General features: G+C 66.7%; 20 protein-coding genes, 1 pseudogene and 1 riboswitch. Of the genes and pseudogenes, 7 read left to right on the top strand and 14 right to left on the bottom strand.

The window, feature by feature from the left end:
* Nucleotides 1-21: 21 nt before the first annotated feature.
* Nucleotides 22-1,281 (bottom strand): sensor domain-containing phosphodiesterase, encoded by a 1,260-nt coding sequence (locus tag F615_RS0104020; RefSeq protein WP_019559889.1) that lies wholly within the window; start codon nt 1,279-1,281, stop codon nt 22-24.
* Nucleotides 1,282-1,495: 214 nt separating this feature from the next.
* Between F615_RS0104020 and F615_RS0104015 the strand changes: the two genes are divergently transcribed.
* Nucleotides 1,496-1,843, top strand: coding sequence for an FKBP-type peptidyl-prolyl cis-trans isomerase (locus tag F615_RS0104015; RefSeq protein ID WP_019559888.1), 348 nt, complete (start codon nt 1,496-1,498; stop codon nt 1,841-1,843).
* 1 nt (nt 1,844) lies between these two features.
* The gene (locus F615_RS0104010) at nt 1,845-2,066 is read left to right on the top strand and encodes an RNA-binding S4 domain-containing protein (protein WP_019559887.1); all 222 of its coding nucleotides are present in this window, start codon (nt 1,845-1,847) and stop codon (nt 2,064-2,066) included.
* An 11-nt stretch (nt 2,067-2,077) separates the two neighbouring features.
* On the opposite strand, the gene F615_RS19605 is transcribed toward F615_RS0104010, so the two are convergent.
* A complete protein-coding gene (locus tag F615_RS19605) occupies nt 2,078-3,028 on the bottom strand; it encodes a GNAT family N-acetyltransferase (RefSeq protein WP_019559886.1) in 951 nt (316 codons plus the stop codon).
* Nucleotides 3,029-3,081: 53 nt separating this feature from the next.
* A riboswitch (yybP-ykoY riboswitch) is annotated at nt 3,082-3,273 on the top strand.
* Between the two features lie 5 nt (nt 3,274-3,278).
* Between F615_RS19605 and F615_RS0104000 the strand changes: the two genes are divergently transcribed.
* Nucleotides 3,279-3,848, top strand: coding sequence for a TMEM165/GDT1 family protein (locus F615_RS0104000; protein WP_019559885.1), 570 nt, complete (start codon nt 3,279-3,281; stop codon nt 3,846-3,848).
* Nucleotides 3,849-3,908: 60 nt separating this feature from the next.
* On the opposite strand, the gene F615_RS0103995 is transcribed toward F615_RS0104000, so the two are convergent.
* From F615_RS0103995 to F615_RS17725, 3 genes are all read right to left on the bottom strand, one after another.
* Nucleotides 3,909-6,053, bottom strand: a complete 2,145-nt coding sequence (locus F615_RS0103995) for a TonB-dependent siderophore receptor (RefSeq protein WP_156824535.1) — start codon at nt 6,051-6,053, stop codon at nt 3,909-3,911.
* Nucleotides 6,054-6,376: 323 nt separating this feature from the next.
* Entirely contained in the window at nt 6,377-8,947 is a 2,571-nt protein-coding gene (gene cphA / locus F615_RS0103990; protein WP_019559883.1) for a cyanophycin synthetase, read from the bottom strand.
* Nucleotides 8,948-8,968: 21 nt separating this feature from the next.
* Nucleotides 8,969-11,212 carry a cyanophycin synthetase gene (locus F615_RS17725; protein ID WP_083932385.1) on the bottom strand — a complete coding sequence of 748 codons (2,244 nt, stop codon included), beginning with the start codon at nt 11,210-11,212 and terminating at the stop codon, nt 8,969-8,971.
* Nucleotides 11,213-11,371: 159 nt separating this feature from the next.
* Here F615_RS17725 and F615_RS0103980 point away from each other — a divergent pair, with 159 nt between their 5' ends.
* From F615_RS0103980 to F615_RS0103965, 4 genes are all read left to right on the top strand, one after another.
* The gene (locus F615_RS0103980) at nt 11,372-13,639 is read left to right on the top strand and encodes a cyanophycin metabolism-associated ABC transporter (RefSeq protein ID WP_019559881.1); all 2,268 of its coding nucleotides are present in this window, start codon (nt 11,372-11,374) and stop codon (nt 13,637-13,639) included.
* Nucleotides 13,640-13,653: 14 nt separating this feature from the next.
* On the top strand, nt 13,654-14,118 hold the full coding sequence (locus F615_RS0103975) for a cyanophycin metabolism-associated DUF1854 family protein (RefSeq protein WP_019559880.1): 465 nt from the start codon (nt 13,654-13,656) through the stop codon (nt 14,116-14,118).
* 118 nt (nt 14,119-14,236) lie between these two features.
* Nucleotides 14,237-14,605 (top strand): YbaN family protein, encoded by a 369-nt coding sequence (locus tag F615_RS0103970; RefSeq protein WP_019559879.1) that lies wholly within the window; start codon nt 14,237-14,239, stop codon nt 14,603-14,605.
* Between the two features lie 83 nt (nt 14,606-14,688).
* On the top strand, nt 14,689-15,174 hold the full coding sequence (locus F615_RS0103965) for a universal stress protein (RefSeq protein ID WP_019559878.1): 486 nt from the start codon (nt 14,689-14,691) through the stop codon (nt 15,172-15,174).
* Nucleotides 15,175-15,309: 135 nt separating this feature from the next.
* Here F615_RS0103965 and F615_RS20380 read toward each other — a convergent pair whose 3' ends face one another.
* The 9 genes and pseudogenes from F615_RS20380 to F615_RS0103915 all read right to left on the bottom strand — a co-directional run.
* Nucleotides 15,310-15,540 (bottom strand): GDCCVxC domain-containing (seleno)protein, encoded by a 231-nt coding sequence (locus F615_RS20380; protein ID WP_083932398.1) that lies wholly within the window; start codon nt 15,538-15,540, stop codon nt 15,310-15,312.
* Nucleotides 15,541-15,923: 383 nt separating this feature from the next.
* Nucleotides 15,924-16,265, bottom strand: coding sequence for a type II toxin-antitoxin system RelE/ParE family toxin (locus F615_RS0103955; RefSeq protein WP_019559876.1), 342 nt, complete (start codon nt 16,263-16,265; stop codon nt 15,924-15,926).
* Nucleotides 16,265-16,540 carry a type II toxin-antitoxin system Phd/YefM family antitoxin gene (locus F615_RS0103950; protein WP_019559875.1) on the bottom strand — a complete coding sequence of 92 codons (276 nt, stop codon included), beginning with the start codon at nt 16,538-16,540 and terminating at the stop codon, nt 16,265-16,267. Before F615_RS0103950 ends, F615_RS0103955 begins: the two co-directional genes overlap by 1 nt.
* 15 nt (nt 16,541-16,555) lie before the next feature.
* Nucleotides 16,556-16,930 carry a hypothetical protein gene (locus F615_RS0103945; RefSeq protein ID WP_019559874.1) on the bottom strand — a complete coding sequence of 125 codons (375 nt, stop codon included), beginning with the start codon at nt 16,928-16,930 and terminating at the stop codon, nt 16,556-16,558.
* A gap of 13 nt (nt 16,931-16,943) precedes the next feature.
* The gene (locus F615_RS0103940) at nt 16,944-17,165 is read right to left on the bottom strand and encodes a helix-turn-helix domain-containing protein (RefSeq protein WP_033370929.1); all 222 of its coding nucleotides are present in this window, start codon (nt 17,163-17,165) and stop codon (nt 16,944-16,946) included.
* A 311-nt stretch (nt 17,166-17,476) separates the two neighbouring features.
* The gene (locus tag F615_RS0103930) at nt 17,477-18,931 is read right to left on the bottom strand and encodes an ATP-binding protein (protein ID WP_019559871.1); all 1,455 of its coding nucleotides are present in this window, start codon (nt 18,929-18,931) and stop codon (nt 17,477-17,479) included.
* Between the two features lie 551 nt (nt 18,932-19,482).
* Nucleotides 19,483-19,734: a ribbon-helix-helix domain-containing protein gene (locus F615_RS0103925; RefSeq protein ID WP_019559870.1), complete on the bottom strand. Its 252-nt coding sequence runs from the start codon at nt 19,732-19,734 to the stop codon at nt 19,483-19,485.
* Between the two features lie 54 nt (nt 19,735-19,788).
* Nucleotides 19,789-20,046: a type II toxin-antitoxin system mRNA interferase toxin, RelE/StbE family gene (locus tag F615_RS19595; protein ID WP_083932397.1), complete on the bottom strand. Its 258-nt coding sequence runs from the start codon at nt 20,044-20,046 to the stop codon at nt 19,789-19,791.
* A pseudogene (locus F615_RS0103915) lies at nt 20,043-20,288 on the bottom strand (hypothetical protein); the annotation flags it as partial. The gene F615_RS19595 and the pseudogene F615_RS0103915, both read right to left, overlap by 4 nt.

The following is a 20,288-nucleotide window of genomic DNA, read 5'->3' as shown; positions in this document are numbered from 1 at the left end:
AGGCCAGGATTGGCGCTCAGCTTACCCGAGCGCAGGCTGAATGTCCCAGTCGATGTCGCCGCCGAGCACCACCAGCCGCTCTTGCCAGCGCAGACCGATCGATACGGTGACGCACAAATGCGCGCCATGCACCGTCAGGTACGGCCGGGTGACCTGCACCCGCCCGATGTGGTCCAGCGCGCGGCGAAAGTAGGGCCGGCGCGCCCAGCGCGCGCCGCGGGCGTCGCGCAACGGTGCAAACTGGGCCGAACGCCTGGCTTCGAAATGCGGCGAGGTGACGTTGTGCCCGATCTGCAAGCCCTGCTCGTCGATCAGGTAGCACAGCTCGGCCCCAGGCAGGCGCAGGAATTCCTGGCAACACGCCTCCAGCGGCAGGCCGGCCTGCAACAAGGCGGCCGCATGGCCGATGGCATTCATGTACGGCGCCAAGCGCTCGCGCTCGGCACGCTTGTCGGCCTCGAAACGGGCATCGAAGCGCTGCCACACCGCATCGATCACCGGATGCGGCCATTGCGGCGGCTGCAGCACGGGCGCCGGAGGCGCGAACAGGTAGCCCTGCACGAAGTCCACATCGGCCTGCAGCGCCAGATATGCCTCGTCCAGGGTCTCGATGCCTTCCATCAACACCATGGCCCCACAAGCGTGCAGCAGCGACACCATCTGCGTGGCGATGCGGCCGATGCGCGGCTCCATGGCCGCACGACGCACCAGGCTGCGGTCGAGTTTGACGATTTCAGGGCGGATGTGCCAAACCCGGTCGAAATTGGAATGGCCCGCCCCGAAATCGTCCAGCGCCAGCAAACAGCCCAGCTCCCGGGCCTCGGCCATCGCGGCCTCGAAGCTCTGGTCGCGTCGGACCATGTCCTCGGTCACTTCCAGCACGACCTGCGATGGTGGCAGTGCGAACCGATCCAGCATCGCGCGCATGTAGCGCTGCCCCCCCAACCCTGGGCCACGCACGAACACGGCCGGGTGGATGTTGAGGAACAGCCACACCGGCTCAGGCCCGGCCTGGGCACTGAAATTGGCCACATGCAGCAGCCGGCACAAACGGTCCAAGTGCACCAAATCGTCCGGTGACGTGGCAGCAGCCAACACCGATGGCGGCGCCACGGCACGCCCCTGCGCATCCACCGCCCGGAGCAAGGCCTCGTGCCCGACGGCCCGGTGGTGAGACAGGCTGTAGATCGGCTGAAAATGGGAGTGCAGCTCGAAGCGGGCATGGCGGGCCGTCCAGCGTCCGTCCTGCGCGCGCTGAACGGCGTTCAGCAGGGTCCGCATGGGCTCATCGGCCCGGTGGGCCGACGAAGAATCATGGGGCGACGAAGGGTCCACGGACGGCGGTACGACGCAGAAACCCTCTCATTGTGGCCGAGAAATCCACCGGCGGCGGGTGCGTCTTGCACCCATGGGCGCAAAGCTGTGCTACCGTGGCGCCCCTGCTGCGTCTGCCATCCCGGGCATCGCCACCATCGCTCGACATGAAAGGATCGCCATGATCACCACCGCCAGCGGGCTGCAATACGAAGACACCGTCATCGGCCAAGGCGACGAGGCGCGGGTCGGCTGCAACGTCACGGTGCACTACACCGGCTGGCTCTCTCACGACGGCCAGCCAGGGGCCAAGTTCGACTCCAGCAAGGACCGCAACGCCCCCTTCGTCTTCCCTTTGGGCGCCGGCCTGGTGATTCGCGGCTGGGACGAGGGGGTGCAAGGCATGCGGGTCGGCGGCACGCGCCGCCTCCTCATTCCGCCGCAACTGGGCTACGGCGCCCGCGGCGCCGGCGGCGTGATCCCGCCGAACGCCACACTGCTGTTCGAGGTCGAACTGCTGGCCGTCTGACATGCCCGACATCGACTTCGAACTGCGCGGCGAGCACGTCGAACTGCACGCCCTGCTCAAGCTGGTGGGCGCGGCCGACAGCGGCGGCCAGGGCAAGGCCCTGGTGGCCGCCGGCCTTGTCGAGGTGGACGGCCAGCCCGAGACACGCAAGAGCGCCAAGATCCGCGCCGGCCAGGTGGTGCAGGTCCGGGGGCTGCGCATCCACGTGAAGCCGGCCGCCTGACCCCCGGGCATTCACAGCATGGCTTGCATGAAAGCCACATCGAGCCAGCGGTCGAACTTGTAGCCGCCTTCGCGGATCACGCCGGCCAACTTGAATCCCAGCGACTCGTGCAGTTTCACCGACGCGGTGTTGGCTGCATCGACCACACCCACCATGCTGTGAAACCCCCGCTCGCGCGCATGCGCCATCACCGCTGGCAGCAACAGCTTGCCCAAGCCACGTCCCCGCCAGTCGCGGTGGATATAGACCGAATGCTCGCAGGTGAAACGCCACCCCTCACGCGGGCGGAACAGCCCATAGTTGGCATAACCCACCACGGCGTCATCGTCGGTGACGGCCACGAAGAAGCGATAGCCTTCGGCGCGCTTGGCCAACCACTGCGCCACCTGTTCGTCCAGGGTGCGCTCGGCATACTGGTAAGTGGCGGTGCTGTGGCGCACCTCCTCGTTATAGATCTCGAGCACGGCCGGCATGTCGTCTTCGCGGGCAGCGCGCACGCTCACGCCAAAGCGCAGATCCCGCATCATGGTGATGCTGCTGTCCGGGCAGGCCCCCTGAAACTCGACGCTCGCGTGCACTGCGGCCGGCACCGCGGACGGCTCCACACGGCGAAAGCCCTGCTGCGCGAAGAAGCCTGCGGCCGTGGTGGTGCGCAGCACGGCCCACTGCGCGCCGCGCTGACGGGCCTGACGCAGGGCCGCGCGCACCATCTGCCCGCCCAGGCCCTGGTGACCGATGCGCGCCACCACCGAACGCAACAGCACGCCGTCGCCATGAAACTCCAAACCAACGCAGCCCATCAAGCCACTGGCATCTCGCGCGACGAGAAAGTCGGCCCCATGCTCGTCCACCCCCGCCAGGGGTAAGGCGTGCTCGTTCAGCATGGCCGTGATGGCCGGCAGGTCTTCGGGCCCGGCAGGGCGCAGAGGCGGGGCGTGCGGCAGCTCAGCGTGTGGCAACAAGGGCGGCTCCTCATGGACATCAAACCTCAGTATGCCGCCTCCGGCTACAATGCGCGCCTGTCATTGGGGAGTAGCCTCCCTCGTGCGCGACATCGACGCGCCCCCGAGGGTCCTGTGTCAACACACTTGCCCGTCTGTGGGCATGGCACAGGAAGTGGAGCGAACTTGGCGAGACCTTTGACCGTGCCTGCTTGCGTGCCGGGAGCAGGTGCGGTCATGGGTATGAACGCCGGCCGGAATCCTTTGCCCCGTGGAAGCATTTTTCGTCTCGACCGGCATCGTCGCCCTGGCAGAAATGGGCGACAAAACGCAACTCCTGTCCCTGCTGTTGGCCGCCCGCTACCGGCGCCCCCTGCCGATCCTGCTGGGCATCTTCGTGGCCACCCTCGTCAACCATGCAGCAGCCGGTGCGCTGGGCGCCTGGATCACCTCGATGCTGGGGCCCCAGGTGATGCGTTGGGCGCTTGGCCTGTCGTTCATCGCCATGGCGATCTGGGTGCTCATTCCCGACAAGCTCGACGACGCCCAGGCGGCTCAGGGCCCGCGCTGGGGCGTCTTCGGGACCACGGCGCTGGCGTTTTTCCTGGCCGAAATCGGCGACAAGACCCAAATCGCCACCGTGGCCCTGGCGGCCCAGTACGCCGCGTTCTTTGCCGTGGTGCTGGGCACCACGCTGGGCATGATGATCGCCAACGCGCCAGCGGTGCTGCTGGGCGAGCGGCTGACGCGGCGACTGCCGATCCGCCGCATCCATCAAGCCGCCGCGGTCTTGTTCGCCGCGCTGGGCGTGCTGATCCTCGGCGGATGGTCGGCCATGTGAAGCCGCAGCCTGGCCGATGGCTGAATGCCACCCGTACCAGGCAAGCGGCCGCGGCAAGGCTCACAAGCGGTATTCGAGCGCCAGATAGGCCGTGCGCGGGGCGCCGTAAATCGCGCCGAACTGCACGGTGCGCAAGTACTTCTCGTCGAACAGGTTGTTGACGTTCAGACGCAAGACCGCCCGCTCGGACAGCGCATAAGCCGCAAAGGCATCGACCACGGCATAGGCATCTTGGCGCACGCCGCCTTGCTTGTACACGTCCGACTGCCAGCGCAGACCGGCGCCCACGCGCAGCTGAGGCCATGCCGGCACGCGGGTGTCGGCCAGCAGCTTGAGCGTGCGTCGCGGCACCCATTCATACGTGTTGCCACCGTCCGGGCCGGTCAGCTTCAGCGCGGTAAAGCCTGCCGTCAGCCGCGTGTCCGCACTGACCCGGCCCGTGGCTTCGAGCTCCACGCCTCGGGACTTCACGTCACGCGGCTCGTAATAGGACTGCTGCGCGATCGGATCGAAACCCGCCTCGGTGGCCAGACCTTTCTGCTCGGCCTGGAAGACGGCCACGGTGGTGAGCAAGCGCCGGTTCAGCCATTCGCTCTTGAGGCCGGCCTCGAGGTTGACCCCCTTCATCGGGGCCAGATAGTTGCCGTTGATGTCACGCTGGTCTTGCGCCTGGAAGATGTCCGAATATGAGGCATAGGCCAGCGTGCTGGGCGTCAGGTCGTAGGTCAGGCCGGCGTACGGGCTGATCTTTTCGGTGGTTTCGTCATCCAGGTTGACGCCCCCGCCATAAATGGCCGAACCGTCGCGCACCAGCTTGATCGCGTTGAAGCCGACGATGCCCTTGAGCCGATCGGTCAGCGCCCAGCGGCTGGCGGCGTACAGGCGCGTGAGGTGTTGATCGCCATCGGCACTCAAGTTTTTCGCGCCCCACACCGGTTCTGGAAACACATCGCCCGGATAGGGAAAGGCCGGCAGGGTGGGAAAGGTCGCGCCGGAGTAGTAGTAAGCGCGATGCGTGCGCTGTGAATGGCTCAGGCCCAAGATGGCTTCATGGCGACGGCCGAAGGCATCGAAGCGGCCCTTCAGATTCGTTTCGACGATGTGGCTCTCGGAGCTGCTTTCGCCGCGATACGGCCAGCCGAGCAGGCCGGTGTTGTCATCGTTCAGATAGCCGGTGAGGGTGTAGGCATAGAACAGCCGGGTGGATTCCTGGCCCCGGTTGTGGTTGTAGCTGGCCTTGAGCTCCCAATCGGGCGACAAGGCATGCACGTATTCCACGAAGGCATTGAGTGATTCGGTGTTCCAGCGCGTCCAGTCCTGTGAGGTGGAGGCCGAGACATCGAAATCGGCCTGCCGCCCGTCGGCATACCGCAAGGTCAGCGAGCCCCACATCGGCGAGCGCTGGCGTGCGTCACGATACGTCGTGCCCAGCGTGAGCACACCGTGGGGGCCGACCTGCCCCTCGACCACGGCGTACACGGTGCTGCGCCGATCGTGCAAGGCCCGCAAATAGGATTCCTTGTCTTCGTGGGCCACCACCAAGCGAGCCGCCCACATTCCGTCGCCGCCCAAGACCTTGTTGTAGTCCAGCGCCACGCGCTTGAAATCGTGCGAGCCCACCGAGGCCAGGGCCTGGCCGCCGTCCCGATTGGTGGGGCGCTTGCGCACGAAGTTGATGGTGCCCGAGGAATTGCCCACGCCGGTGAGCAAGCCATTGGCTCCCCGGATCACCTCGATTTTCTCGAACAAGAAGGTGTCGAGCTGACCCACGACCAAGCCCCAGTCATTGCTCATGCCCTGGCCGTCGATCTGGGTGAGCATCACATCGAAGCCGCGTGCGTTGAAGCTGGTGCGGTTGGTTTCCCACTCGTCGACGTTGATGCCGGTGCCCAGGCGCAAGGCATCGTTGCTGCTGCTGAGGCCGAAGTCGCTCAGCACGTCTTGCTCGATGGTGCTGATGGACTGCGGCGTTTCCTTGATTTCCAGCGGCAAATTGGTGGCCCCGGAGGAGACCCGGTTCTCGCGCCGCGCCGTGACGGTCACCGAGGGCAGCGCTGCGGCAGCCTCGGTCGCGGTCGCCGCCTCGCTGGACGAGGACTGGACGGCTTGCGCCTGGACGCCTCCGGCCACCCCCAGGCCGAGCACCACGGCTGCGGCGGCCAAGGCCGTGGGAGTCCTGCGCGACTGAGGCTGTATCGATGACATGAACCACTCTCCTCAAAAGAAACAACAACGAAGACCAGCCGGCCTGACCGCAGCGTGCGCGGATCGCCCGCGGCCCGATGCACTCTGGGAAGGGACGACAGGCACACCAAGGCCCGCCTCGACCCTGCATGAGCCGCTCTGGCGGAACCATGGGCAACGACAATTAAATTACGAATGCGAATGATTCGTAATTTAATTGTAAACGAAATCGAGCCCCCAACGGACCCCACAGATCCGGTTCGGCAAAGGACTTCAGCGCGTCGTGCACGTTGGCCGCCGCGGCCGGGCGCATGCCGCGCCCCTGTGCCGCGTTGCAGCCGTGCTCAGGCCTGGGCCAGGCGACGATGCAGATGGTTCAACGCCGCATCGACTTGGTCGATGAGGATGAGGCACAGATCGCCTTCGCGCAGGTCTTCCAAGGCCGCATCGATGGCGGCGAACTCGCCACGGATCTCTTGCACCTCGCGAGCGCGGCTGGCGCCTTGGAGCCCCTCGCGCAACAAGGCCAGCACCTCGCCGTCGGCACGACCACGCTGGCATTGGTCTTGGTAGAGGATGACGCGGTCGAACGCCGCGCCCAGGATGCGCGTTTGCTGGCGGATGTCTTCATCGCGCCGGTCGCCCGCCCCGCTGATCACCACGGTGCGACGCCGGCCCGGCATGGACTCCACGGCCCGCACCAGGGCCGCGATCGCATCGGGGTTGTGGCCGTAGTCGGCAATGACGGTGGCCCCGCGTACCGTGAAGACATTGAAGCGCCCCGGCGCGTTGTCCGCATCGTTCTCGAAGGTCAACAGCCCGGTGCGAATGGCGTCCCAGCTGGCCCCAGCCGCCCAGGCCGCAGCCACGGCCGCCATGGCATTTTCGACCTGGAAACCGATGGTGCCGTTGCGCGTGAGCGGCACTTCGGCCAGCGCAAAGCGGTGCTTGACGCCCGCTTGCTCGGCCACGATGTCGCCACGGTCGACATACACCACTCGGCGGCCCTGCACCCGGTGAGCGGCCATCACGGGATGGAAGCGGTCGGCCGCGAAGTAGGTGACATCTCCGGGGCAGTTCTCGGCCATCGCGGCGACGATCGGATCGGCCGCATTGAGCACGGCCATGCCGGTGGGCGCGACATTTTGGACGATGACACGCTTGAGCACCGCCAGGTCCTCGACCGTGGTGATGTAGTTCAAGCCCAGGTGGTCGCCCAGGCCGATGTTGGTAACCACGGCCACCTGGCAGCGGTCGAAACCCAGCCCTTCACGCAAGATGCCGCCACGCGCGGTCTCGAGCACCGCCGCGTCCACATCCGGGTGGGCCAGCACGTTGCGCGCGCTGCGCGGACCGCTGCAGTCGCCGGTGTCGATGCGCCGGCCTTGGATGTAGACGCCATCGGTGTTGGTCATGCCCACGCGCCAGCCATGCCGCGCCAAGAGATGGGCCGTCAGACGCACCACCGTGGTCTTGCCATTGGTGCCGGTGACGGCCACCACCGGGATGCGGCCGTCTTCGCCTGGCGCGAACATGGCATCGATGATGGCCTCCCCCACCGGGCGGCCCTTGCCGTACGACGGGCTCAAATGCATGCGCAGGCCCGGTGCGGCATTGACTTCCACCACGGCGCCGCCTTGCCACTCCAGCGGTTGCTGCAGGCTCTCGCACACCACGTCCACCCCGCAGATGTCCAGGCCGATCATGCGCGCCGCATCGACGGCGCGGGCCGCCACCTCGGGATGCACGTCGTCGGTCACGTCGGTGGCCGTCCCCCCGGTGCTGAGGTTGGCATTGTTGCGCAACACCACGCGCCGCCCCTTGGGCGGAATGTCATCGGGCCCAAAGCCCTGCTGGGCCAGGCGGGCCAGGGCGATGTCATCGATGCGCATGCGCGTCAGCGGCGTGGCATGGCCATCGCCGCGCCTTGGGTCGGTGTTGGCCTGGTCCACCAACTCCCGAATGCTGTGCAGGCCGTCACCGATCACATGCGGCGGATCGCGCCGAGCGGCTGCCACCAATCGGTCGCCCACCACCAACAGACGGAAGTCGTAGCCGGGGATGAAACGCTCGACCAGCACGTCGTCGCTGATCGCGCGCGCCGCGTCATAGGCGATGCGCAAATGCTCGTCATCGACGATGTCGACCGTCACGCCCTTGCCCTGATTGCCATCACGCGGCTTGACCACCACCGGCCAGCCGATCTCGGCCGCAGCACGGCGCGCGTCCTCGAAATCCGTCACCGGTCGGCCCTGGGGCACCGGCACGCCGGCGGCCAGCAACAGCTCCTTGGTGAGCTCCTTGTCCTGGGCGATGGATTCGGCGATCGCCGAGGTGACATCCATCTCGGCCGCCTGGATGCGTCGCTGCTTGCTCCCCCACCCGAACTGCACCAGACTGCCTTCGGTGAGGCGGCGGTAAGGAATGCCACGCGCCACGGCCGCCTGCACGATGCTGCCGGTGCTGGGGCCCAGGCGCACGTCTTCGTCGAGATCGCGCAAGCGGGCCAAGGCATCGGCCAGATCGAAGGGCGTGTCCTGCACCGCGGCTTCGCACAGCGCCTGGGCCAATTCGAAGGCCAGACGGCCCACCGGCTCCTCGCTGTACTCGACCACCACCTGAAAAACCCGTTCCTCGGGGGTGGGCGTGGTGCGGCTGAAGGTCACCGGGCAGCCGGCCTGAGCCTGCAAGCCCAGCGCGGCGGCCGCCAGGGCATGAGCCATCGAGACCGCGCCGGTGTGGCCGGTGGCATGCAAGGCGCCGATTTCGGGGAAGCGGGCGCGCAGACGGGCCTCGAAGCCGGGCCGGGTTTGCAGGTCGAGCTCGTCGTCGCGCAGGATCACGACCGCCTCGATGGCGGTGCGGCGCGTCCAGAGGTTGGGGCCGCGCAGGGCCCGCAGGCGGGAAATGTCCATGGGCAAATCGTCTCGTTGCGTTCAGGCGGCAGGGACCAACACCGAGGTCTCGGCCGGCGGGGTGGCGTGGGCGATCACGGGCAGCGGCGGGGTGGCCAAGGGAGCCGATTGGGTGGCGAAGGTCTTGATGCCCGCGCGGATCACGTCGATCTCCATCCCCAAGCCCCAGGCGGCGGCCGAGGCGGCCATCACGGCGCCCAGCACGGCCTCGGGCTCATGGCCCTCGAGGACCGGCAGGCAACGCCATTCGATCAAGGGCGTCTCCTTTGCGCCGTGCGCCATCAGCACCCGGTGCCCCCGCAGGAAGACGGCCCGTCGTCCAGCCGCCAAGTGCGTCTCGATCACCTCGCGCTGACCATCGCGGCCATAGAAGATCACATCGCCGTCGCACAGCGCGGCCATCTGTGCGGCCAGCAGATCATCCGCGTTGAGCACGGCCACGCCCTCGGGCAACACCACGTCCACCTGGGTGCGCAGCACGGTGTAGAGCTGCTCATCGTCATGGATATGGTAGTGGGCCAGCGACGCCGCGCCAGCCACGCCAGTGACGATGCCCACGTGGCAACGGTCGTAGGCCAGACCTTCTTGCACGATGGCCTCGGGGCCGTTTTCGATCACGGCGGCATCGACCATGCGGTTCATCAGCACGCGCCGGCCCGCGGCCCACGTGGCGCGGTCGCCGGCCTCGACGCGGCGACGGTCGAAATACAGCCCCTCCCCACAGGCCAGCCCCACGTGGTGCCCGCCCAAATGGAGCAACCAGGCCACCAGACGAGAGGTCAGCGTGGTGCCTTGCGAGCCGCTGACGCCCACCACCGGAATGCGGCCGGTCTCGCCCGCAGGAAACAAATGATCGACGATGGCCTGCCCCACCGGGCGCGGCTCGCCCTCGGCCGGCTTCAGGTGCATCAGCAGTCCGGGGCCGGCGTTCACTTCCACGATGGCGCCACCTTGCTCGGCCAAGGGGCGGCCGATGTCCTGGGCAACCACGTCCACCCCTGCGATGTCCAAGCCCACCACTCGCGCGGCCAAGGCCACCATCTCGGCCACCTCCGGATGCACACGATCGGTCACGTCGATGGCCAGATTGCCATTGCGCTGCACCCGCACCTTCTGGCCTTGCTGTGGCACGGAGTCGGCCGTGTAGCCTTGGCGAGCCAGCTCCAACACGTTGGCCGGCTCGTGCAGGCGCACGATGTCCAGCGGGTAGGCCTCGTCCTCGCCACGGCGCGGATCGCTGTTGACCTGGAGTTCGACCAATTGCGCCACCGTCGAATGGCCGTCGCCCGTGACCCAGGCGGCGTCCCCGCGCGAGGCGGCCACCACGCGGTTGCCCACCACCAACAAGCGGTGTTCGCCGCCAGGAATGTAGCGCTCGACCAGTACGCCACTGCCTTCGCGCGCGGCCACATGAAAGGCCGCTTCGATGTCTTCACGACGGCGCAGCTCGATGGAGATGCCGCGTCCATGGTTGGCATCCAAGGGCTTGACCACCACGGGCAAGCCGATGTCTTGGGCGGCCTCCCAGGCATCGGCCGGATCGCTCACTTCGCGGCCTTCGGGCACGCACACGCCGGCGGCGGCCAGCAAGCGGCGGGTGAGCTCCTTGTCGCTGGCGATGCTTTCGGCAATCGCCGAAGTGCGGTCGGTCTCGGCCGTCCAGATGCGACGCTGCGCCCGCCCGTAGCCAAGCTGCACCAGGTTGCCTTGGCTCAGGCGGATGGAAGGAATCCCACGCTCGGCGGCCGCATCGACGATGCAAGCCGTGCTCGGCCCCAGGCAACGGCGGTCGACCAGCTCGCGCAACCGGGCCACGGTGGCCGCCACGTCATACGGGCGATCCTCGATGGCCGCCATCACCAGGTCACGAGCGGCGACAATAGCGGCTCGGCCCACCTCCTCCTGTCGGGCGCGCACCACCACCTTGTAAACGCCTCGGGTGGCCGTGGAACGCGCCTTGCCGAAGCCGGTGGGCATGCCCGCCAGGTTCTGCAACTCGATGGCCACGTGCTCCATGATGTGGGCCGGCCATGTGCCTTCGCGCAGGCGCTGCAGGAAACCGCCCCGCTCGCCCACACCACAGCGGTGCTCGATCAGGCCGGGCAGCCAGGACGAGAGGCGTTCGTAGAAACCGGGCAGCGTGTTGGAGGGATGGTCCTCCAGCTCGCCGATGTCCACCCAGGCCTCGATCACCGGCCGGTAGGTCCAGAGATTTGGCCCACGCAGGTAGGCGATGCGTAGGAATTCGATACTTCTGTGACTCATGACTGACAACCTTCTATCCCAGTCCTGCCGCCCCTGCGGCGCTGGCATGTCAACCTCGGCAAGGGTTCGCGCGTGAGCTCTCCCAGGGCATCGCGCAACCATCGTGGCCGCCCAGACGCCCTGACCACTGCCCCGTCCGACGGGGTCCATGTTGTATCCATGAACTTGTCCGTCTCCCTCCCGACCGACCTGGCGGGCCGCCCTTGCGACCCCTGGCCGGATGACTTACGCCTTGCACTGGCTCCTGCCGAGAACGTTCTGGCCGCGCTGGAGGTTGACCTCGATGCGCAACTGCGGTTTGCCCCCCAGTGGCTGGTGCTGACCGACCGCCGCCTGTTGGCCCGCGATCACCCGAAAGCCGTATGGCAAGCATGGTCTTTGAGCCCGACGCTGGAGCTGCGCCTGAGCGACCACGCTGGCGTGGCCCACTTGGCCTTGCACGACGCCCAGCGCCGGCTGGCCGTGTGGCATCTCACACTTGGACGCCAGCCTGCCGCCCAGACCCTGGTGGAGCGTTTCCAGACGCAACAACGCCTGCTGCAAGGCGCGGCGCCGCCCGAGCCGGCCCCCGATGCCGCTGCGGGCGATGGGCTGGAGGCGTCCGAAGCCGACCCCGAAGCGACCCCGCCGTCGACCTGGACCCTGCTGCGGCTGTGGCGCTTTGCCCGCCCCTACCGCGGCCAGTTGCTGGCCGGCTTTGCCCTGACCCTGGCCTCCACCGCCGCCACCTTGGTCCCGCCCTACCTGACCATGCCACTGATGGACCGGGTGCTGATCCCCTACCAAAACGGCCAAGCCATCGACACCGCCCTGGTGGCCTGGCTGCTGGGCGGGCTGCTGCTGGCCGCCCTCGCCGCCTGGGGCTTGGGGTGGGCGCGCACTTACATTTTGGCCTTGGTGAGTGAACGCATCGGCGCAGACTTGCGCACCACCACCTACGAGCATCTGCTGAAGCTGTCGCTGGAGTACTTCGGCGGCAAGCGCACCGGCGACCTGATGGCACGCATCGGCAGCGAGACCGACCGCATCAATGTCTTTCTCTCGTTGCATCTGCTGGACTTTGCCACCGACGTGCTGATGATCGCCATGACTGCGGTCATCCTCTTTTCCATCAACCCCTGGCTGGCCTTGGTCACGCTGCTGCCCCTGCCGTTCATCGCCTGGATGATCCACGTGGTGCGCGAGCGGCTGCGCACCGGCTTCGAGAAAATCGACCGAGTCTGGGGCGAGGTCACCAACGTGCTGGCCGACACCATCCCGGGCATCCGCGTGGTCAAAGCCTTTGCGCAGGAAAGCCGCGAGGCCCGGCGCTTCCGCGAGGCCAACCGGCACAACCTGATGGTCAACGACCGGCTCAACCGTATATGGTCGCTGTTCACGCCCACGGTGTCGCTGCTCACCGAAATTGGCCTGCTGGTGGTGTGGGCCTTCGGCATCTGGCAGGTCTCGCGAGGCGACATCACCGTGGGCACGCTGACGGCCTTCCTGGCCTACATCGGCCGCTTCTACACCCGGCTCGACTCGATGAGCCGCATCGTCTCGGTCACCCAGAAAGCCGCTGCCGGGGCCAAGCGCATCTTCGACATCCTGGACCACGTCTCGTCCGTGCCCGAGCCGGCACAACCCGTGCCCCTGCCGGAAGTCCAAGGGCGCATTCAGCTGCAGGACGTGGGCTTCCGCTACGGCCACCGCCGCGTGATCCAGGGCCTCAACCTGGACATTCGGCCCGGCGAGATGATCGGCCTGGTGGGCCACAGCGGCTCGGGCAAAAGCACGCTGGTCAACCTGATCTGCCGGTTCTATGACGTCAGCGAAGGCGCCATCCGCGTGGACGGCATCGACATTCGCCAGCTGGCTGTGGCCGATTGGCGCCGCCACATCGGCCTGGTGCTGCAAGAGCCCTTTCTCTTCTTCGGCACCATCGCCGAGAACATCGCCTACGGCAAGCCCGGCGCCACGCGTGAGGAAATCATCGCAGCGGCCCGCGCCGCCCATGCGCACGAATTCATCCTGCGCCTGCCCCAAGGCTATGACTCCCTGGTGGGCGAGCGCGGCCAAGGTCTGTCCGGTGGCGAGCGCCAGCGCATCTCGATCGCCCGCGCGCTGCTGATCGACCCGCGCATCCTCATCCTCGATGAAGCCACTTCGGCCGTGGACACCGAAACAGAACAAGAAATCCAGAAAGCCCTGGACAACCTGGTGCGGGGCCGCACGACGATCGCCATCGCGCACCGGCTGTCCACCTTACGCAAAGCCGACCGCTTGGTGGTCATGGACCGCGGCGAAATCGTCGAGGTCGGCCCGCACGAAGAACTGATGGAGCGCCGCGGCGCCTATTGGCGCCTGTACGAGGCCCAAGCCCGCAACGTCGACAGCGAGGGCAGCCCGCCCGAGGCTTGGCGCGACCAACCCGCCCGCAGCGCCTGAAGGAAGCCCGTGCCATGACCCCATTTCAGCTGCACCGCAACCCGCACGGCCAGCTCGTCTGCACCGACGCCCAAGGACAAGTGCACGTGGGCGTCTTGCCCGTGCGTGCCTTTCCCATCACCGCACCCGATGAAGGCGTGTCATTGGTCAGCCCCGAAGGCCATGAAGTCGTCTGGATCGAGCGGCTGTCGGATTTGCCCTCCCCCCTGCGCCGGCTGATCGAAGAAGAACTCGCCCAACGCGAGTTCATGCCCGAAATCACGCGCCTGGTGGCCGTCTCCAGCTTCGCCACCCCCAGCACTTGGGAGGTCGAAACCGACCGCGGCCGCACACAACTCGTGCTCAAAGGCGAGGAAGACATTCGGCGCTTGCCGGGCGGCCGCCTGTTGATCGCCGACCGCGACGGCGTGAGCTACTTGATCCGCGACCCGGCCGCACTGGATCGCGCCAGCCGCCGCCTGCTCGATCGCTTTCTCTGAAACGCCCCGCCCCCAAGGCGGGGGCGCGTCGTGTGGGCGCAGGCCAGCCCCCCCCAACGCGACCTCGCGCCGCCGCGCTACCATCGACACCGGCACCGATCGCGCACACACACCACGGATGATCCGACACACCCGCCTCCTGCTTTGGCGCACGCTGGCCGGCGTGTCGCTGCTGCTGGGGCTGGTGGGCGTGGTGCTTCCGCTGCTGCCCACCGTGCCCTTTCTGCTGTTGGCCGCCTGGGCCGGCGGACGCGGCTGGCCGAGCCTGGAGGCGCGGCTGCTGGCCCACCCCAGGCATGGCCCCATGATCCGTCAATGGCGTGAGCGCGGCGCCGTGCCTCGCCGCGCCAAATGGCTGGCCACCGTGATGATGCTGGGCAGCGCCACCGTCCTCTGGTGGAGCCCGGTGGCGCCCTGGGTGCGCGGCACGGTCTACCTCCTCTTGCTCGCCGTGGCCCTGTGGCTGTGGCGCCGTCCCGAAGCCTGATCCAAGCTGCTCGATCCCCCACTGGGCAAGCACGGGCTTTCGAGTTAGAAACGGTGCATACCGACGACACTCGGGAGTGCGCCATGAAGATCTTGCTGCCTGTGGATGGTTCCGAGCTCTCGCTATGGGCCGTCCGCCATGCCATCGCGCTGGCGCGCAGCGGCCTGCAAGCCCACTTCGTGCTGGCCAACGTGCAAGAGCCGCCCACGCTGTACGAAGTGGTCACGGCGCACGATGCCGAAGTGCTCGAAGGCATGGCCGCAAGCGCCGGCCGCCACGCTCTGGAAGCGGCCGAAACCCTGCTGCGCGAAGCCGGCCTGCCCTACGACCTGGACGTCGTCAGCGGCGCCCCAGCCCAAGCCATCATCGATCTGACCGAAACCCATGGCTGCCAAGCCATCGTGATGGGCGCCCGGGGCATCGGCACCCTGCGTGCCGGCCTGTTTGGCTCGGTCTCCCGTGCAGTGCTCGACCACTCCCCAGTGCCCGTCACGATCGTCAAACCGCCCGAGGCCGACACCGCCGCAGATACCGCCGGCGATGCTTCGGACGAAGCCGCTGGAAGCTGAGCGACGCGTGCCGACATGTGCATGACACATCGGCTGGCCTGTCATCCGTCATGAACGCCATGACCGTCGGACCGGCATTCAACCCGTCGTCCGCTGGGGGCCACCCAGCGGCCGCAGATGCCCCGTGCACGATGGCTAAACAGCCGACGAACCACAACATCCGCCCTTGCCACGCGCTTGGATGGGCGGACACGGCACGGTGCCGTAAGAGCAAAACACGCAGCAGTCACCGGGCTTGGGTTTGAACACGGCATGGCACTGCTCGCATTCGTAGAACCACTGGCAAGCGTCGGTCGGCATGGTTTCAATCTTTGAGTGACCGCATTGCGGACACGTCAGCGTGGACTCCAAGATCACGTCGTTCACTTCGCCGGCCCTCTTGGCCGACTTGCACCGCACAGAAGCCGCGCTGCAGGGCCGGGGGCAGCGTTGCTGCACTGCCCGGGGCAAGCTGTGCTGCCCGCTGATGCAGGCCCTGCCGGAGGCCTGCCCGATGGTACCGTGGTCAGTTGCCATCCGGTAGGCGCTGACACGGCCAACGCTTCAACCGTGGGCTGCCATCGAGCTGCCGGCCCCTGCTGGCGGGCTGTTTCCATCGCGGCGTGGAAATGTCGCCCGAGAAACCAAAGTTCCGCCATCGGCACAAAGGGCCCGGCGATCCTCCGAGCCCTGGGGTGTTGGTGGCGGACGGTTGACCAGGTGCTGACTGGCCTACCGAGCTTGTGAACGCTGGCGTGGGCTGCTGCGGGTCAAGCACCTAACAGGCGGCGAGCGAGCACGGATTGCATGTCACGACGTCCGTCAGCAATCAAGTAAATAATGACTTGGTTGCCTGTGACGCGATAGATCACGCGGTAGGGTTTGAAGAATGTCTGGCGGTATTCTTTGATCCCCAGGCCGACCAGTTCCTTCGGATAACTGCCGCGTTCCGGGAATTTCGATAGGCTCTCCAGCACGCCCATCAACTCGTCCAATACATCGTTGGCGTTGGCCACACAGTCGAACTCGGAGATGTAGTCGTGGATGGCCTCCAGATCCTGCTCCGCCCCCTCAGTGAGCAGGACCTCGAACTTGGCTGATGTGCCTGCCATCAGACCGAGGCTCGCTTGGCGCGGAGGCGGGCAACGACGTCAGCGACAGGCTTCACCTTGCCAGCGGCCACATCCTGATTACCCAACGCGAGGATCTTCAGCAAGGCCAGTGTTTCTTGAGTCTCCTCGAACGAAGCGACGTCCTGCAAGACAGCCTTGGCTTCGCCGTTTTGGGTGATCACCATCGGTTCACGCTGCTCCGCGAGGTGCGCCAGAACCTCGGCTGCGTTGGCTTTGAGATAGCTGATCGGCTTGATTCGCGACGAGTAGCGCATGGCCGTGCTCCATTTTTAAGCAGGACTTAATATAGTCTTTTTGTGGTCTTGCGGCAAGGCATGGAGACGGTCCAGCGTCTCGCCTTCCTTGCCCACCACCTCGCCCAGCCAGCGGCGAATCTCCGGGCTGTTGACGTTGTCGTTGTACACCCAGCCTTCATTGCCGGTGTTGTACGGCGGGTCGATGTAGATGCACTTGACCTGGCCCGCATAGCGCGGCAGCAGGGCTTTGAGGGCGTGCAGGTTGTCACCCTGCACGATCAGGTTGCCCGAGTCTTTGCCGTGCACCGGGCCGCAGGAGAGCTCCGGCACCGGCTCCAGCAGGCGAAAGGGCACTTCTTTGTGGTGTTTGGCGACGGCTTCTTTGCCGATCCAGTGGAGTGTGGGCATTCAGACCATCCCTCTATTTTTTGCACGGCGATGCCGGGTCAGCATCGCCGTGTTTCTCTTCATCCGCGCCCCCGGCGCGTACCCACTCATCCACCTCGAACAGCTTGACCTTCCACAGCCGCCCGACCCGGTGCGCCGGCAGCCCGCAGCGCTCGCGCCAGCGGTACACGGTGTCCTTGGCCACACCCAGGTGCTGGGCGACCTGCTCGACGGAAACCCACGGTTCTGTGGTGATGGCGTCCGTGCCTGCCCACTGCAAGCGCCTCGAGTGGATGAAACCGGGGAAAGTCTATCAGCGGGAATCCGCGCAATTGCGCTCTCCACCGCGCTTGGCTTCGGGGCGGAACGGCGCATGAATCAGGGCACGGCTCACAGCTCGCGAACGAACTCACGGCAGGTGTCGGCTTCGGTGATCACTTCACCGCGCATGGCTGCCCCTTCAATGTTGGTTTGAGCCAAACGGGCAACTCAAGATGATCTTTGCCACGCAGCGTCCGAGCTTCGCATGGCCGCTGCTTGGCGTCGCCCGTGCTCGCGCGGCCAGCTTCACGGCACATCTCCCGGAAGCTCCGCCGCTCCCATCCAGTAGCACAGCAGCGGCGCTGGAATGCGCATGATGCGCGTCGGGGTAGCGGCATCGTCGGCCAGCGGCAGGCCCTGCATCGGCCCGAAGTCGTCCAGCGCTTTGGTGACCACGTAGCCTCGCGCGATGCGCTTGGCTTGGCACAGCTCGATCAGGCCCTTGAGGTCTCGTGCGCCGGTGTGCTGGGCGCGGTACTTGACCTCGAAGGGGATCAGCTCACCACCCACTTCGGCGACCAGATCGACCTCGTGTTCGCGCTTGCCCCGCCAGTAGGAGAAGCGCACGTTCTGCGCGTAGTAGCGGGCGAACAGATGCTTGAACACGGCCGTCTCGGTGGCCACGCCCAGCGCGGTGGCATCCTCCACGATGGCCTTGCCCTTGAGCATCACCGCCGGCGCAATGGCGGCATCGGCCAGATAAATCTTGAATCGCGCGCGCAGCACGTCCTTGCCGTAGCCGTAGGGCGCGAGGCGGTAGATCAGGTGGGCGGCCTCCAGCAGTTCGATGAAGTGCTGCGCCGTGGGGCGCTTGACCTCGAGGTTGCTGCACAGGTCCACCATGTCCAGCAGGCCGCCATCGTGCAGGCACAGGTAGAGGAAGGTGTGCTCCAGGTCCAGCACGCGGCGCACGCCAAAGAGCGCGGTCATGTCGCGCTTGAGCACTTTGTCGATGATGTCCTCGCGCAGCAGGCGCTGCGCCTGCGTGACGCTGTCGATCTGCGCGGTCTGCGGAAAGCCACCGCGCAACAGGTATTCGTGGAAGTGGCCCACGTAGTCGCGGCCCAGTTCGATGGCGCGGTAAAAGTCCGTCGGCGCCCAGTCGAACAGGTCGCGCAGGCTGCGCAGTTGGGGCAGCTCGGGCAGTTGCAGGCGCTTGATCTGCAGGTATTCGTAGAAGGACAACGTGGTCAGCCGGATCGTGTGCCAGCGGCCGACGCCGGACTCGGGGGCGGCCTCCACCAAGGGCATGGCCGAGCCGGTGAACGCGATGCGTCGGTCCTTGCGGAAATCGACCTGGTGCTTGACCCAGGTGCCCCAGTCCCGGATGAACTGGGCTTCGTCGAGCAGCAGGTATTCCGGCCCCTCGGCGCGCGGCTCGCGCTCGCGCCAGGCGTCGAGCACCGCGTCGATGCCGGCGAGCTTCAGGATCGGGTGGTCAAAGGTAGCGTAGAGGATGTTGGGCGCGGGCACGCCGGCGGCCAGCAGCGCCTGCGCGGCCTGCAGCATCAGCGTGGTCTTGCCGATCTGCCGCGCGCCGGAGAGCATCACCGCCCGGGGCGCGGGCGGCACGGTCAGCCAGGTGTGCAGCTCGCGGAAGGCCGCACGCCGCCATGTGGGCAAGTCCGCAATGGGCTCGCCCCGCCACCAGGGGTTGAACTGGGCGAGGACGGCGACGAGCTCTTCTTTCGAGACCCTCATGGCAGAAATTCTACTTGCATCATGCGTTTAGTTAAACTGTAGTTTGCTTATTTGCACGTCAAAAGCAAAATGCCTCGCCACACGGGCGCTTGGCTTCCTGCCCTCACAGCGCGTCCATCGGATCGTCGCACGGGCCCGAGATGCCATGGACACCCTGCCCCAACGCGCCCCGCCCCAGGCCCTGCGGCTGCGCGCCGCCGCCCGCCGCGCCGATGGACGCGCGTGATCCTGCCGGTCAACCTGTGCGGCTGCGCCGCGGCACAAGGCGATGACCGCGTTGGTGCGAAGGCGCGAGTGGGTCGCGGTCAGTGACGGCGACTTCGTGTGGACCGACGCCGGGCCATGCCGTGGCCGGGCGCCGCTACCGCGGGTGGCCCCCGGCAAGCATGCAGACATGCCCAGGCGATTCGACCGTCACGGGCCGTCAGGCTCCTGCACCCATGCCGGGATGTCCCTCGGGCCAGCAGCACCCGCCAGACGTCGATAGGGTCCTGGCGCTGCATCATCGACATCCCGGCCGGCCTGCTCACGCGGGATGATTGGCTTGGCCTTCACGCCTTGGTCGCGGGTTTGGCGGCCTTGCGCACCCGATCCCGCAGGCCATCAAAGTAGCCGGTATCGGCGGGTGCCGCCGGGGCCGAGGCGACTCCGGCCAGCAGCAGGTTGCGCAGTGGGTGGCGATCCTGATCCTTGCGGATCAACTCGCGCACGTACTCGCTGCTCGTGCCGTAGCCGCGCTGCCTGACCTGTTCGTCCACGAAGGACTTCAGGGTGCCGGGGAGCGAGCTGTTCATCGTGCCCATGGGGCAAGTGTGGGGGTCCTTGGCAAAACTGGGTAAACGACAGACCATCCCTGGTCAGGGATGCAGCGCCGCTGCATCAGCCTGCCGTGGTTCCAGAGGAACCCGCTGCCGACCGACTGGGCCGTGCAGTGGGACGTGGTGGCGGGGTTTGATGCCTGACGGCCATTCCTCGAATGGCTCGGCGTGTGTGCCCGCACGAACGAAGATGATCGCGTAGCCATCCAGGCGACAAATGAGCAGGAAGCCGCCACCGATGTGGCATTCGCGGTGGCCGGCCCAATCACCTATCAGAGTCGGCCCTGCAAAATTCATCTCGCGGTGCCGACGAGAAGCGCCGGAGGTGCAAGAGTAGCGAGTCGACTCGCGAACGCGGCGAGCGCTGACAGCAGCCAGAGCGAGCGCAAAAAGGCTGGAGCAATGCCCCGCCGGGCGATGGCACGCAGCAGCCAACGGATGTTGAAGCCGGCTGCGCACAACACCGCATGCAGCGCGTCGCCCTCAGCGCCCTTGAGCCAGCAGCGCTTCATGCCGTGATCGTGCTTGGCATGCCCGAT

The organism is Caldimonas manganoxidans ATCC BAA-369, assembly GCF_000381125.1.
Lineage (GTDB): Bacteria > Pseudomonadota > Gammaproteobacteria > Burkholderiales > Burkholderiaceae_C > Caldimonas > Caldimonas manganoxidans.
The sequence above is the reverse complement of the archived record's forward strand: the minus strand, read 5'-3'. Positions and strand labels throughout refer to the sequence as shown.

What these genes read in the sequence shown, in the direction of transcription:
- F615_RS0104020 (WP_019559889.1), bottom strand. Translation starts at nt 1,281, where the DNA reads ATGCGGACCCTGCTGAACGCCGTTCAGCGCGCGCAGGACGGACGCTGG.
- F615_RS0104015 (WP_019559888.1), top strand. Translation starts at nt 1,496, where the DNA reads ATGATCACCACCGCCAGCGGGCTGCAATACGAAGACACCGTCATCGGC.
- F615_RS0104010 (WP_019559887.1), top strand. Translation starts at nt 1,845, where the DNA reads ATGCCCGACATCGACTTCGAACTGCGCGGCGAGCACGTCGAACTGCAC.
- F615_RS0103995 (WP_156824535.1), bottom strand. Translation starts at nt 6,053, where the DNA reads ATGTCATCGATACAGCCTCAGTCGCGCAGGACTCCCACGGCCTTGGCC.
- cphA (WP_019559883.1), bottom strand. Translation starts at nt 8,947, where the DNA reads ATGGACATTTCCCGCCTGCGGGCCCTGCGCGGCCCCAACCTCTGGACG.
- F615_RS17725 (WP_083932385.1), bottom strand. Translation starts at nt 11,212, where the DNA reads ATGAGTCACAGAAGTATCGAATTCCTACGCATCGCCTACCTGCGTGGG.
- F615_RS0103980 (WP_019559881.1), top strand. Translation starts at nt 11,372, where the DNA reads ATGAACTTGTCCGTCTCCCTCCCGACCGACCTGGCGGGCCGCCCTTGC.
- F615_RS0103975 (WP_019559880.1), top strand. Translation starts at nt 13,654, where the DNA reads ATGACCCCATTTCAGCTGCACCGCAACCCGCACGGCCAGCTCGTCTGC.
- F615_RS0103970 (WP_019559879.1), top strand. Translation starts at nt 14,237, where the DNA reads ATGATCCGACACACCCGCCTCCTGCTTTGGCGCACGCTGGCCGGCGTG.
- F615_RS0103965 (WP_019559878.1), top strand. Translation starts at nt 14,689, where the DNA reads ATGAAGATCTTGCTGCCTGTGGATGGTTCCGAGCTCTCGCTATGGGCC.
- F615_RS0103955 (WP_019559876.1), bottom strand. Translation starts at nt 16,265, where the DNA reads ATGGCAGGCACATCAGCCAAGTTCGAGGTCCTGCTCACTGAGGGGGCG.
- F615_RS0103950 (WP_019559875.1), bottom strand. Translation starts at nt 16,540, where the DNA reads ATGCGCTACTCGTCGCGAATCAAGCCGATCAGCTATCTCAAAGCCAAC.
- F615_RS0103945 (WP_019559874.1), bottom strand. Translation starts at nt 16,930, where the DNA reads ATGCCCACACTCCACTGGATCGGCAAAGAAGCCGTCGCCAAACACCAC.
- F615_RS0103930 (WP_019559871.1), bottom strand. Translation starts at nt 18,931, where the DNA reads ATGAGGGTCTCGAAAGAAGAGCTCGTCGCCGTCCTCGCCCAGTTCAAC.
- F615_RS0103925 (WP_019559870.1), bottom strand. Translation starts at nt 19,734, where the DNA reads ATGGGCACGATGAACAGCTCGCTCCCCGGCACCCTGAAGTCCTTCGTG.
- F615_RS19595 (WP_083932397.1), bottom strand. Translation starts at nt 20,046, where the DNA reads ATGAATTTTGCAGGGCCGACTCTGATAGGTGATTGGGCCGGCCACCGC.